This is a genomic window from Streptomyces sp. NPDC005955, assembly GCF_042871255.1.
In the GTDB taxonomy this organism is placed as follows: domain Bacteria; phylum Actinomycetota; class Actinomycetes; order Streptomycetales; family Streptomycetaceae; genus Streptomyces.
Window position 1 is genome coordinate 538,129 of record NZ_JBIAIF010000004.1, and the last position, 12,756, is coordinate 550,884.

9 protein-coding genes are annotated in these 12,756 nt (G+C 74.4%); 5 read left to right on the forward strand and 4 right to left on the reverse strand.

The features are described 5' to 3' along the window. The first annotated feature begins 80 nt into the window (after window positions 1-80). Window positions 81-1,955 carry a serine hydrolase gene (locus ACFYOU_RS14075; RefSeq protein WP_391305632.1) on the forward strand — a complete coding sequence of 625 codons (1,875 nt, stop codon included), beginning with the start codon at window positions 81-83 and terminating at the stop codon, window positions 1,953-1,955. 31 nt (window positions 1,956-1,986) lie between these two features. Here the strand turns inward: ACFYOU_RS14075 and ACFYOU_RS14080 are convergent, their stop codons facing one another. Continuing rightward, window positions 1,987-4,212, reverse strand: coding sequence for a tetratricopeptide repeat protein (locus ACFYOU_RS14080; protein WP_391305634.1), 2,226 nt, complete (start codon window positions 4,210-4,212; stop codon window positions 1,987-1,989). 412 nt (window positions 4,213-4,624) lie between these two features. Between ACFYOU_RS14080 and ACFYOU_RS14085 the strand changes: the two genes are divergently transcribed. Continuing rightward, window positions 4,625-5,011, forward strand: coding sequence for a VOC family protein (locus tag ACFYOU_RS14085; protein WP_391305636.1), 387 nt, complete (start codon window positions 4,625-4,627; stop codon window positions 5,009-5,011). A 222-nt stretch (window positions 5,012-5,233) separates the two neighbouring features. Here the strand turns inward: ACFYOU_RS14085 and ACFYOU_RS14090 are convergent, their stop codons facing one another. From ACFYOU_RS14090 to ACFYOU_RS14100, 3 genes are all read right to left on the reverse strand, one after another. Further along, window positions 5,234-6,001 carry a glucose 1-dehydrogenase gene (locus tag ACFYOU_RS14090; protein ID WP_389767551.1) on the reverse strand — a complete coding sequence of 256 codons (768 nt, stop codon included), beginning with the start codon at window positions 5,999-6,001 and terminating at the stop codon, window positions 5,234-5,236. A gap of 88 nt (window positions 6,002-6,089) precedes the next feature. Next, the gene (locus ACFYOU_RS14095; RefSeq protein WP_391305638.1) at window positions 6,090-6,938 is read right to left on the reverse strand and encodes a helix-turn-helix domain-containing protein; all 849 of its coding nucleotides are present in this window, start codon (window positions 6,936-6,938) and stop codon (window positions 6,090-6,092) included. Window positions 6,939-7,082: 144 nt separating this feature from the next. After that, a complete protein-coding gene (locus ACFYOU_RS14100) occupies window positions 7,083-7,733 on the reverse strand; it encodes a TetR/AcrR family transcriptional regulator (RefSeq protein ID WP_391305640.1) in 651 nt (216 codons plus the stop codon). Window positions 7,734-7,930: 197 nt separating this feature from the next. On the opposite strand from ACFYOU_RS14100, the gene ACFYOU_RS14105 reads away from it, so the two are divergent. From ACFYOU_RS14105 to ACFYOU_RS14115, 3 genes are all read left to right on the forward strand, one after another. Beyond that, on the forward strand, window positions 7,931-9,823 hold the full coding sequence (locus ACFYOU_RS14105) for an ATP-binding cassette domain-containing protein (protein ID WP_391305642.1): 1,893 nt from the start codon (window positions 7,931-7,933) through the stop codon (window positions 9,821-9,823). After that, window positions 9,820-11,628, forward strand: coding sequence for an ATP-binding cassette domain-containing protein (locus ACFYOU_RS14110; protein WP_391305644.1), 1,809 nt, complete (start codon window positions 9,820-9,822; stop codon window positions 11,626-11,628). Before ACFYOU_RS14105 ends, ACFYOU_RS14110 begins: the two co-directional genes overlap by 4 nt. 91 nt (window positions 11,629-11,719) lie before the next feature. Then, window positions 11,720-12,721 carry an ABC transporter substrate-binding protein gene (locus ACFYOU_RS14115; RefSeq protein ID WP_391305646.1) on the forward strand — a complete coding sequence of 334 codons (1,002 nt, stop codon included), beginning with the start codon at window positions 11,720-11,722 and terminating at the stop codon, window positions 12,719-12,721. The last annotated feature ends 35 nt before the right edge of the window (window positions 12,722-12,756 follow it).

Below are 12,756 nucleotides of genomic sequence, written 5' to 3' on the forward strand. Positions count from 1 at the left end.
GCGGGGTTGACACGTCCCGGATGCGGCAACAGTCTCGGGCCCGTGTGCCGAGTTCCCGGACGCCCCCCAGGAGGAACGACATGACCGCTGCCCCCCAGGACCGCGCCACGGATGCACCGACGGGAGGGGGCGCGGTGACCCGGCGCGGCCTCGGGGCGGGCGCCCTGGCCCTGGGCGGGGCGCTGGTGTTGGCGCCGCTCGCCGCGGGGACGGCCAGGGCGGCTCCGGCGCCGGGCGGCTCGCGGAAGGCACCGACCCTGCACCGGGGCAGCGCGCGTCGGGCCGGCCTGCTCCCCGGACACCTCGACCGGCTCGTCACCGACGCGGAGCGGTTCCTGCGCCCCTCCCCCGCCCACCCCTGGTACGCGGGGGCCGTGCTGCTGGCCGGGCGCGGCGACACCGTCGCCCTGCACCGGCCGATCGGGATGGCGGTGCGCTACGCGGCGTACGACGAGACCACCGACACGGGGGTGGAGTTCCCGCCCGAACAACAGGTCCCGATGGCGGCGGACACCGTGTTCGACCTGGCGTCCGTCTCCAAGCTGTTCACCTCGCTCCTCGCCGTCCAACAGGTGGAGCGGGGTGCGCTGGCGCTGGGGGCGACCGTCGCCTCGTACCTGCCGGAGTTCGCGGCGGCCGGGAAGCAGGACATCACCGTGCGTCAACTCCTCACCCACACCTCGGGGTTGCGCTCCTGGGTGCCGTTCTACGCCGAGCCCACGCCGCAGGCCCGGCTGGCCCGGCTGTGGCGGGAGGCGCCGCAGTACCCGCCGGGCTCCCGGTACCTGTACTCGGACCTCAATCTGATCGCCCTGCAACTCGTCCTGGAACGCCTGACCGGGCGCGCCCTGGACGTGCTGCTGGACGAGGAGGTGACCGGCCCGCTGGGGTTGCGCGACACCCGCTTCAACCCGCCGCCCTCCTGGAAGCCGCGCATCGCCGCCACCGAGGACGCCCGGGCGCCCTGGTCGGGGGTGGAACGGGGGCTGGTCTGGGGCGAGGTGCACGACGAGAACGCCCATGCGTTCGGCGGGGTCGCGGGACACGCGGGGGTGTTCTCGTCCGCGTGGGACCTCGCGGTGCTGGGGCGCACCCTGTTGAACGGCGGGGCGTACGGACGGACCCGGATCCTGCGGGCGGCGTCCGTGGAGCTGATGTTCACCGACTTCAACACCGCCTTCCCGGGGGACGAACACGGACTGGGCTTCGACCTCTACCAGCACTGGTACATGGGGGCGATGGCCACCCCGCGCACGGCGGGCCACACCGGGTTCACCGGGACGTGCCTCGTCCTCGACCCGAGTACCGACTCGTTCCTGGTCCTCCTGGGCAACTCCGTCCATCCCGTGCGTAGTTGGCGGTCCGGGTCGGCGCCCCGGGTCGCCGCCGCCAACCACCTCGCCCGTGCGGTGCCGGTCCGGCCGCCGCGTGGTGGCACCGCCTGGTTCGGCGGCATGGCGAACGACGGCACGGCGACGCTGACGCTGCCCGCCCTGACCGTCAGCGGCGAGCGGGCGCGGCTGCGCTGCGACCTGTGGTGGGACACCGAGCCCCGGACGGACGTGCTGCGCTTGGAGGCGTCCGACGACGACGGGGGGACGTGGCGGCCGGTGCCCTTCCGCACCGAACGACACACCGAACAGCATGGCGAACAACACGACGAACGGCACGGCGGACGGCGGGCTGCGCAGGAGGGCGGGCCGGTCCACGGCGTCGACGGGACGGTCAGCGGGTGGTCCGGACGCCTCTGGTACGCCGTGACCGCGGACCTGAGCGCCTGGCGGGGCGCTCCGGTGCGCCTGCGCTGGCGCTACGACACCGACCGTGCGTACGTGGGGCGCGGGGTGTACGTGGCGGCTCTGCGGGTGGACGACGGGCGGCGGGTCTTCGACGAACGGCGGGCGCGGGACGCGGCGGCCGTCACCGCCGTGGGCTGGACGCGGTCCGCGGACTGAGGGGCCCGCCCCTCGCCACGGGACCGCCGGATCAGCCTCCGGTGGTGCCGTGGCGCAGTGCGGCGACCCGTCGGTAGAGCTCCACGGCTTCGGCGCCCCGCCCGAGTTGTTCCAGGCAGTGCGCCTCGTCGTTGCGGCTGGCGAGGGCGTCCGGGTGGTCGGCGCCGAGGACCTGTTCCCGGGCCGCGGCCACCGCCCGGTACTCGGTGAGGGCGTCGCCCCAGCGCCCCAGCCAGCCCAGGCCCACGGCCACCTCGCGCCGGCTGACCAGGGTGTCCGGGTGGTGGCCCCCGAGCACCCGGTCCCGGATCGCGGACACGTCACGGGCCTCGGCGAGGGCCCGGTCCCAGCGACCGAGGCGGCCCAGGTTGACTCCGAGGCCGTGGCGGGCGCGCAGGGTCTCCGGGTGTGCGGCGCCGTGGATGCGGGTGCGGTCCGCGACGAGTTCCCGGTACAGCTCCAGCGCCGGTTCGCCGTGTCCGAGCCGACCGAGGCTGATGCCCACCTCGTAGCGGGCGGCGAGGGTGTCGGGGTGGTCGGCGCCCAGCGCGGCGGCGCGGGCCCGGGCCACCGCGCGGTAGGTGTCCAGCGCCTCGTTCCAACGGCCGAGTTGACCGAGCGCGTAGGCGACCTCGTAGCGGGTGACGAGGGTGTCCGGGTGATCGGCGCCGAGCACCCGGGTACGGGCGGCGGCCACCTCGACGGCCAACCGGTGCGCGTCCTCCAACCGCCCGAGCCGGCTGAGGTTGAAGGCGAGGTTGTGCCGACAGCGCAGGGTGTCGGGGTGATCGGCGCCCATGGCGCGTTCCCGGACGGCGAGTACGGCCGTGTACATCTGGTGCGCCTCGAAGTGCCGACCCAACTGCCCCAGGACGTAGGCCGTCTCCTGGCGGGCGGCGAGGGTGTCGGGGTGGTCGGCGCCGAGGACCCGCTCCCGTCCGTCGATGACCCGGTCGTACTCGCGCAGCGCGTCGCTGGCGCGACCGGTGCGGCTGAGGGTGAACGCCACCTCGTAGCGGCTGGCGAGGGTGTCCGGGTGGTCGGGGCCGAGGGCGTGTTCGCGCTCGGCGGCGACGGCGCGGTGCACCTCACCCGCCTCGGACCAGCGGCCGAGCCGACCGAGGCTCAGTCCCGCGTTGTGCCGGGACACCAGGACGGCCACGGTCTCCGGGGCGGGCGCGGGCCGTTCGTGCACGGCCACGGCCCGGATGCGGCTGGTGGGCAGCCGGGGGATCCACTCGTCGGTCAACCCGGCGGCCGGGGTGGGCGGGTGCGGCCGCGGGGCGGCGCCGGCGGCCTTGCGTCCGGTGGTCATGCCCTCGGTCCAGGAGGGCAGCCGGGGCGGGCGCGCGGCCCGGTGGCCCGCTCCGTCGCGCGCCGGGACGCCGGGGAGGGGAAACGGGACGCCGGGGTGCCGTCCTGCGGTGAGTCTGCGGGCGAGTTCGCGGGCGTCCCGGGGCCGCTCGTGGGGTTCCTTGGCCAGCAGGTCGAGGACGATCGTCTCGAAGTAGGGGGGCAGCTCCGCGCGGTGGTGACGCGGTGGCTCGGGCGCGGTGTCGCGGTGGCCGATGAGGACGGCCCAGGCGTCGTCGAGGTCGAACGGCGGGGCGCCGGTGGCGATCTCGTAGAGGACGCAGCCGAAGGAGTACAGGTCACTGCGCTGGTCGACCTCGGAGCCGCCGATCTGCTCCGGTGACATGTAGTGGGGCGTGCCCATGGCGATGCCGGTGCCGGTGAGTCGGGAGGTGAATTCCGCGTCGCCGAACCGGGCGATGCCGAAGTCGCAGATCTTCACGGTGCCGTCGGCCGTCCGCATGATGTTCGCGGGCTTCAGGTCGCGGTGCACGATGCCCTGTTCGTGCGTGTACGCGAGCGCCGAGGCCACCTGTTCGGCGATGTCGACGACCTCGGCGACGGGCAGCGGGAGCCGGGTGTTGTCCTCCAGGAGTTGGCTGAGGTTGCGGCCCTCCAGGAGTTCCATGACGAGGAACAGCGCACCGTCGGACTCGCCGAAGTCATGGACGACGGTGACGCCCCGGTGCTGGAGCCCCGCCGCCACCCGGGCCTCGCGCCGGAACCGTTCCCTGAGCACCCGGGCGTGCGACTGGTCGTGGTGCGGGCTGAGCGGTTTCAGGCACTTCACCGCCACCCCGCGGCCCAGGGACTCGTCCTTGGCCCGCCACACCTCGCCCATGCCGCCCCGTCCGATCACCTCGATCAGTCGGTAGCGGCCCTGGATCAACCTGGTGTCGGTCATCTCCCGTCGTTGCCCCCGTCGTCACCCGTCAGCGCCCATCGGCCCCGTCCAGTATGGCCACCCCGGTGGCGAGAGGGTACGGGGCGGGCCGGCTACCGGCACGGTTCCTGCCTGCGGGGGCGTGGTGCACCGGAACGGAGGCGGGGCGCGGGGGTGGTGACGGCGCATGCGGTGGGAGCGGTCGGGGGACGGGAGCGGTCGGGGGACGGGGCGGGCGGTGGGTGGGGCGGGCGGTTGCGGTGCCCGGTTCGCGCGCGTTCCGCTCCGGGTGCGGTCGGGGCTGCACGGCGAGGCTGCACGGCGTCGGGCGTCGGGCCCTCGGCCGCCCCTTGCCCGTGGCCGTCCCGCCCTCCACTCTCTACGCAGTACAATGTACGACGTATAGAGATCGTTTCCGACCCTAGGGCAGGCCATGAACATCACTTCCACCGCCGTCTCCCTGACCGTTGACGACGTGTCCGCCTCCGCCGCCTTCCTGGTCGAGCACTTCGGCTTCCAGGAGGCCGCGGCCGCCGACGGCTTCGCCTCGCTGGTCCGTGAGGACGCGGTTCAGGTGATCTTCCTTCAGCGCGGCACCGAGGTCCTGCCCGAAGACGTACGGGAGCAGCGGGCCGCGGGGGTGATCCTCGCCTTCACGGTGACCGATCTGGATGCCGAGTTCGAGCGGTTGCGGAGCGAGGGCGCCCCCATCACCATGGCGCTGCGCGAAGAGCCGTGGGGCGAACGCCTCTTCCAGGTCACCGACCCGAACGGGGTCGTCCTCCAACTGGTCGCGTGGGTCGTCCCCGAGCAGCAGTGAGGCCACGGGTCGGCTCCGGCGTCCCCCGAGGTGCCGGGCGGAGCGGTCAGGTCGGCCGTCGGCCGGTCCGCGGACGGCCGATGTCGGAGACGTCCGGGGCCAGGTCCGCCAGGGTGACCCTGCGTTCGGTGCCGGCAGCGGCCCCCGCGCACCCTCCCGGGACGGATGCCGAGCGGGTGGCGGGGCGGGGGCTGCACGGATCCGGGGCGGCCGGCGCCCGGTTCAGAGGGCCGCGGGGACGGCGGCGACGAGCCCGCCGTCGATGATCAGGTCCTGCCCGTTGACGTAGGAGGACTGGTCCGACACGAGGAAGGCGACCGCGTCGGCGACGTCGTCGGCCGTGCCGACGCGGCCCGCGACGATCTGGGCGACCACGGCGGCCTCCGTCTCCTCGGCGACCTCCTTGCGGTACATGGGGGTGTCTATGTAGCCGGGGCTGACCGTGTTCACCCGGATGCCGCGGGGGCCCAACTCGGCCGCGAACGTCCGGGCCAGGCTCTGGACCGCCGCCTTGGTGGCCGAGTACAGCGAGCCGTTCGGCAGGCCCCGGTGTGCGGTCCAGGAGGAGTTGATCACGATGGCCGCCCCGTCGGCGAGGACCGGCAGGAGCCGCTGGACGGTGAAGAACACCCCCTTGAAGTTGATGTCGACGACCCGGTCGAACTCGGCCTCGGTCACCTCCGCGGCGGACTCGAAGGAGGCGACGCCGGCGTTCGCGAAGAGCGCGTCGATCCGTCCGTAGCGCTCCCGGACCTGATCCGCGAGGGCCTGTGCGTCGACGGTGTTCGACACGTCGCCGCGTACGGCCAGGACCCGGTCACCGGCGTCCAGTTCCTTGACGGCGGCGTCGAGCCGGCCCTGGTCACGGCCGGTGATCACGACCCGGGCGCCTTCGGCCAGCAGCCGGCGGGCGGTGGCGAATCCCATCCCGGAGGCGCCTCCGGTGACGAGTGCGGTCTTGTTCTCGAAACGAGCGGTGGTGTTGGTCATGGCTCCACCTTGCGGCCCCGGCGGGGCGGCTGACAGTGCCGGCTCAACCTGGTACCCGCACCACCACCCTGCGCCCCGCGCGGCTCGCTCAGACCGCCGTGGCGGGCCGGTCCGCGACCAGTGCCTCCAGCCGGGCCGCCGTGCCGCTGCCGGGGCGCGGGTTCTGCAACTCCATGCGGTGGTCGGGCCACTCGGCCAGGGACAGGACCGTGGTGTCGAAGACCATCTCCCCCACCTCGGGGTGGCGCACCGCCTTGACCGCCTGGGTCACCTCGGCCACGTCGTGCTGGGCCCACAGTCGCGCGAACTCGGGACTCATCGCATGGAGCTCGTCGACGATCCGACCGAACACGGGGTCCGCGGGGTGGCGGGCCGCATCGGCGCGGAACGCGGCGACCACGCTGGGGGCGATCTGTTCCCACTGGAGGTGCATGGACCGGTAGCGGTCGTTGGTGAAGAAGGTGAAGAGGCAGTTGTGGTCCGAGTCGTCGTAGCCGAACACCAGCCGCGCCGCGCCGTTGACCGCGACGAGGTTCCAGTGCCGGTCCCGCAGGATCGCCGGACGGGGCTCCCAGGCGTCGATCAGCCGCCGCAACTCGGGGGTGACCTCGGCGCGGGCCGGGGTCGTCCGCGGCGGGTTGAGACCGGCGAGCAGGTACAGGTGCGCCCGTTCCGGCCCGTCGAGCCGTAGCGCCCGGCCGATGGCGTCCAGGATCTCGCCGGACACGTTGATGTCGCGTCCCTGTTCGAGCCAGGTGTACCAGGACACGCCCACCCCGGCCAGCACCGCGACCTCTTCCCGACGCAGGCCCGGCGTGCGGCGCCGGGCGGCCGTCGGGAGTCCCACGTCCGCGGGGGTGAGTCGGGCTCGCCGGGTGCGCAGGAAGTCCCGCAGCTGCGCGCGGCGGCCGTGCGGGGACCGGATGTCGCTGACCATGCCCCCACGGTAGCAACGGTGGTGGGGCCGGGCGCAGGGGTAGCCGCCGGGCCGGGCACGGCGGACGCACCGGCCGGAGGGTGCCGCGCACCGGGCCGACCGCCGGACGGCGGGGCCACAGGGACGGCGGGGCCGGGGGCGGGGTCAGGACTGTGGGTGTCGCGCCGTCAGACCGTCGAGTACGAGGGCGAGTTTGCGTCGGAGGTGGCGGTGCGGGTCGGCGGCGATCCGGGCGACCGCGGCCGACACCTCGGGTGAGTAGCGGGACAGCGAGGCGACCAGTTCGGGGGAGAGCCGCTCCGGATCGCCGGGGTCGCGGATGCGGGCGATCTGGGTCGCCCCGTCGTGGATCAGGTCGGCCACCGCGTCGACGGCGAGCACCGCCTCGTCGGGGTCGAAGCCCAGGGTCACCAGGTCCCGCACCGACCGGTCGAAGCGGCGGGCGGCGATCCCGGCGAGGAGGCCCGCGGGGTGCTTCCGGAGCAGTCCCGCGTACCGCACCAGCAGATCGAGGCGGGTTTCGGCCTCCGCCTCCAAGTAGCCGCGCCAACCGAGTGCGGGGTCGGGCAGCGGCGCCGACCGGAAGACGGCTTCCAGGGCCGCGCCGACGAGGTCGTCCAGGCTCTCGACGTAGCGGTAGAGGCTGGCGGGCGCGACCCCGAGGGCGGACGCGACCGCCTGGACGGAGAGCTGCTCGATCCCGAGGTCGACCGCGGCCTCGACGATCTTCTGCCGGGTGAGCCGCGGCTTGGGGCCCGGCCGCCGGCCGGGACGCGGGGTGGTCTGGGACGGCATCCCGCGAGGGTATCCCCCGTCGCCGGCCGTGGGGAGCGCGCCCGTGCCCCGGAGCGCCGAGGGGGTGCGCCGGGGATGCCGGTGCGGCGTGCCGGGGGTGGTGACGGCGCGCCGGGAGTGGTGACGGCGTGCCGCACACAATTGCGAATCACGTTCGCCATTAAGTAAGGTGCACCTAACTTACCGGAGGGGGTTTCGTGCTGCACAGGCTGAGCGATGCACTGCGCAGGGCCGGGGCGGTGCGCAGTGGCGAGGGGGCCGCCGCCTTCGCCGAGCTGACCGCGCCGGTGGCCGGACGGCTGCGCGCCGCGCTGGCCCTCCAGTGCGTGGCGACCGTCCTCGGGCTCGTCCCGTTCCTGGGCATCTGGGCGATCGCCGACGCGGCCCTCGACGACCGGGCCACCGCCGCCCGGGTCTGGACCTGGGTGGCGGTCGTCGTGGCGGGCGCGGTGTTCGCCTGCGCCGCCCGGCTCGCCGCGTACGGACTCAGCCACCGGGCCGACCTCCAGGTCGCGGACACCGTACGGCGGCGGATCGCGGACCACCTGTCACGGGTCCCGCTCGGCTGGTTCACCTCGGGCGCCGCGGGTCGCAGTCTCGACGCGCTCCACAACGACGTGGGTGACCTGCACCCCGCCGTCGCGCACGGGAAGCTGGACGTCGCCGCGTCGATCATCGCCCCGGTGGCGGCCTTCGGCTGGTTGCTGGCCGCCGACTGGCGCCTCGCGCTGGTGGTGGCCCTCCCGGTCGCCACGTCGTTCGGACTGTACGTACGGGCGTTGTCGGGTGCCGAGGAACGGATGCGACTGGTGCCGCTCGGGCTGCTCGCGGTCACCTCGACGGTCGGCGCGCTCGTCCGCGACCTGCCCACCCTGCGGGTGCTGGGCGGACCGGGCACCCGGCCCGAGGCGGCGGCGCACCGGGCGGCCGACGGACTGCGGGACGGACTGCGGATCGCCGTCGCCGAACAGGAGGCGCGCGGCAGCCGCGCGGGCGCCCTGATCTCCCCGGCCGTGACGCTCACCCTGGTGCTCGGCACCGGGACCTGGTTCGTCGCCGCGGGCTGGTCGCGCCCCGTGGACCTGCTGCCGTTCCTGCTGCTGGCGGTCACCGTCTCGGGGGTGCAGCGCATCGCCGAAACGGGCGCCTCGCTGCGCGTCGGCCACGCCGCGGCGGGACGCCTGCGCGCGGTGCTCGACCTCCCCACGCTGCCCCGCACCGACGCGCCGCGCGAACCGGAGGGGCACCGGGTGGAGTTGTCCGACGTGGGGTACGGACACGAGCCGGGCTCACCGGTCCTGCACGGAATCGACCTGGTCCTGGAACCGGGGACGGTCACCGCACTGGTCGGCCCGTCCGGAGCGGGCAAGTCCACCCTGGCCGCGCTCATCGCCCGCTTCCACGACCCGGACACCGGCCGGGTCCGGCTCGGCGGGGTCGACCTGCGCGAGATGGCACCCGAGACGCTGTACCGAAGGATCGGGTTCGTCCTCCAGGACTCGGTGTTGCTGCGGACGTCCCTGCGCGACAACATCCGGCTCGCCGTTCCCGACGCCCCGCACGACAGGGTCGTGGCGGCGGCCCGCGCGGCCGGGGTGCACGAGCGCATCCAGGCACTGCCGAAGGGCTACGACGCGGTCGCCGGCGAGGACGCGGTGCTGTCCGGCGGCGAGCGCCAACGGGTGGCGATCGCCCGGGCGCTGCTCGCCGACCCTCCGGTGCTGGTGTTGGACGAACCCACCGCCCAGGTGGACCCGGAGGCGGAGGCCCACGTCCAGCGCGCGCTGTCCCGCCTGGCGGCGGGCCGCACCGTCCTCGTCGTCGCCCATCGACTGGCCACCGTCACCCGCGCGGACCACATCGTCGTCCTCGACCGGGGCCGGATCGTCGAGCGGGGACGGCACCCGGACCTCCTCGCCCGGGACGGGGTGTACCGGCAGCTGTGGCGGGCCCTGGAGGGCGAAGCCCCCCTCGATCACCCGGCCGACGCACCCACCGCAGCCGTCACGGCCCGGGCGGGGGCGGACTCCGTCCCGCGGACCGCCGTCGTGACGTCCCCCGTACCCGTGCACGGAGAGGTTCCCCGGTGATCCGCACCCTGTTCGCCGTCCTGGACGAGGACACGGTCCGCGCCAACCGCCGTCAACTGCTGCGGGTCACCGCGCTGGCGGTGCTGGAAGGAGTGTCCTACGGGCTCGCACTGCCGGTGCTCGCGGCGCTGTTGCGCGATGACCTGTCCGCGGCGGGGCGCTGGCTGGTCGCCCTGGTCGCGGCCACGCTCGCCACCATGTTCACGCGCCGACGACAGGTCGTGCAGGGCGCCGCCACGGCGATCGGCACGATCCACGCGCTCCAGCGACGCATCGCCTCCCACACCGCGGCGCTGCCCCTGGCCTGGTTCACGCCGGACCGGGCGGCGGCGCTGCCCCGGATCGCCGCGCAGGGCGCGGTGGCGACCGGGCGGGGGGTGCCGTACCAGTTCATCTCCCTGGTCGGCGGGGTGCTCACGCCCGCGGTGGTGTTGGGCGCCGCCGCCCTGGTGGACTGGCGACCCGCACTGGTCATGCTGCTCAGCGCTCCCCTGCTGTACTGGGTGCACCACCGGACGACCTCCGTGGTGGACGAGGTGGAGGCGCGCACCCACGCGGCCGACGCCGAAGCGTCCGCGCGGGTGGTGGAGTTCGCCGAGGCGCAGGCCACGCTGCGCGCTTCGGGTACCGAACGACTGGGTCGGGCGCTGCTCACCGACGCCCTGGACGCGGCGGGCGCGGCACGGCGGGCCGATGTGCGCCGGGAGATCACCGCTCGGGTCGGCTTCGGGGTGGCGGTGCAGCTCGCGGTCGGCGCGGTGGTCGCCGCAGTGGCGTGGGTGCTGCTGAGGGAGCCGACGCACGTCGCCCTGCTGGTCGCCCTGTTGGTCCTGGCGGTGCGGTTCGCGGAGCCGATCGCCACGCTCGGGGACGTGGCTCGGGACATGCGGGCCGGACGCGGGCACCTGGCGCGGATCGAGGAGCTGTACCGCGTCGCACCGCTGCCCCTGCCGGCCGTCCCGTCCCCGCTGCCGGACGGGCCGCTCGACGTGGAGTTCCGTGCGGTGGGCTTCGGCCCCGCGGGGACCCCGGTGCTCGACGGCTTCGACCTGAGGGTGCCGGCGGGCACGACGACCGCCTTGGTCGGCCCCTCGGGCGCGGGCAAGACGACGGTGCTGCGGCTGGCGGCCCGGTTCGCCGATCCGGACGCGGGCCAGGTCCTCATCGGCGGTGTCGACGTACGGGAGTTGGCTCCCGACACGCTGTACGGGGCGCTGTCCGTGGTGCTTCAGGACGTGGTCCTCACCGAGGGCACCGTCCGTGAGAACGTGCTGGCCGGGCGGCCGGACATCAGTCCCGGGGAGCTGGCGCGGGCCGCGGGGTCGGCCGGCGTCGACGCGATGGTGGCCCGGCTGCCGCGCGGCTGGGACACCCCGGTCGGTGACCGGGGCGGGGCCCTGTCGGGCGGTGAACGGCAGCGGGTCGCGCTGGCCCGGGCCGCGCTGCGGGAGGGCAGGGTGGTGCTGTTGGACGAGGCGACGGCCGCCCTGGATCCGGTCAGCGAGCGGATCGTGGCGTGCTGGATCGCCTCCCTCTCCGGGCGGACGACGCTGTTGGTGGTCGCCCACGAGCTGCACACCACCGCGAACGCCGATCAGATCGTGGTCCTCGGTGACGACCCGGTCGGCGGGATCGTCGAACGCGGCACCCATGAGGAACTGCTGGCGCTCGACGGTCGGTACGCCCGGATGTGGCGGACGCGCACGGAAGCGGAGGGGTGGCGGTTGGACTCCGTCCCGTCGGACCCCGTTCCGTCGGACCCCGTTCCGTTGGACCCCGTTCCGTTGGACGGCGCCGCGCCCTGACCACTGTCGTCGGCACGGCGGCGCCCTCCCCTACTCCCTTCCTCCCCCTCTCCATCAACTCCCCCCGTACCCGCACGAAGTGAGGTCCACCATGCTCAGACGTCTCCGTAGGGTCCGCGCCGTTGCGCTCGCCGCCGTGGCCGCGGTCGTGATCACCGGCTGTGGTGAGGGCGACGGGTCCGGCCGCGCCGGTGCGAGCGGCGCCCCGGCGTCCGACGGGGGGTTCCCGGTGACGGTGACGCACGCCCAGGGCAAGGCGACCGTCCCCCGCAAGCCCGAGCGGGTGATCGCGCTCGGTTTCGCGGACGCCCAGATAGCCGCGGCGCTGGACGCCCCCGTGGTCGGGGTCGCCCGCAACACCGCCGCTCCGGACGGGAACTGGCCGGGTGTGTCACCCGCCTACCCGAAGGACGTCGTCACGCTGGATTCGCTCAATCCGAATCTGGAGAAGATCGCCGCGCTCGATCCCGACCTCATCCTGATGACCACCGCCCAGCCGGCCTTCGGCACCGCGTACGCGAAGCTGTCCGCGATCGCTCCGGTGGTCTCGTACAAGGAGCAGCTGCTGCACGACTCGGGCGACGAGCTGACCAGGCTCATCGGCGCGGCGCTCGGCGAGGAGGAGAAGGCGCAGAAGCTGATCGACTCGTCACGGGAGGCGCTGACCGCGTTCGCCCGGAAGCACCCGGGGCTCAAGGGCAAGCGGTACGCCTTCGGCCAGCAGTACAGCGGCACGGTCTACGCGGTGGTCGCCCGGGGCGGCCCCACGGCCACCTTCTTCGGTGAGCTGGGGATGGCGCTGCCCAAGGAGCTGGCGTCGCTGGAGGTCGCCGCCGGCGGCGGGGCACCGATCGCACCCGAACGGCTCGATCTGTTGGACACGGCGGACGTGGCGTTCTTCGGCGTCTACGGGGACGACGAGCGGGCCAAGTTCACGAAGCGCCCCCTGGTGGCGGACCTCGCCTTGGTGAAGGACCGCGATCTGCACTTCCTGGACCTCAACGAGGCGATGATGCTGCTCGGCCCCAACCCGGCGGTCACCGAGGGGCTGTTGGACCGGCTCGGCCCGGCGCTGGCGGCAGCCGCCTCCTGACCGTTGCTCCCCGTGCGCCCGTGTCGACCGGGGCG

Bases quoted from the DNA above. Each gene is read 5' to 3' on its own strand.
- ACFYOU_RS14085 (WP_391305636.1), top strand. From the start codon at position 4,625: ATGAACATCACTTCCACCGCCGTCTCCCTGACCGTTGACGACGTGTCC.
- ACFYOU_RS14075 (WP_391305632.1), top strand. From the start codon at position 81: ATGACCGCTGCCCCCCAGGACCGCGCCACGGATGCACCGACGGGAGGG.
- ACFYOU_RS14115 (WP_391305646.1), top strand. From the start codon at position 11,720: ATGCTCAGACGTCTCCGTAGGGTCCGCGCCGTTGCGCTCGCCGCCGTG.
- ACFYOU_RS14095 (WP_391305638.1), bottom strand. From the start codon at position 6,938: ATGGTCAGCGACATCCGGTCCCCGCACGGCCGCCGCGCGCAGCTGCGG.
- ACFYOU_RS14080 (WP_391305634.1), bottom strand. From the start codon at position 4,212: ATGACCGACACCAGGTTGATCCAGGGCCGCTACCGACTGATCGAGGTG.
- ACFYOU_RS14100 (WP_391305640.1), bottom strand. From the start codon at position 7,733: ATGCCGTCCCAGACCACCCCGCGTCCCGGCCGGCGGCCGGGCCCCAAG.
- ACFYOU_RS14090 (WP_389767551.1), bottom strand. From the start codon at position 6,001: ATGACCAACACCACCGCTCGTTTCGAGAACAAGACCGCACTCGTCACC.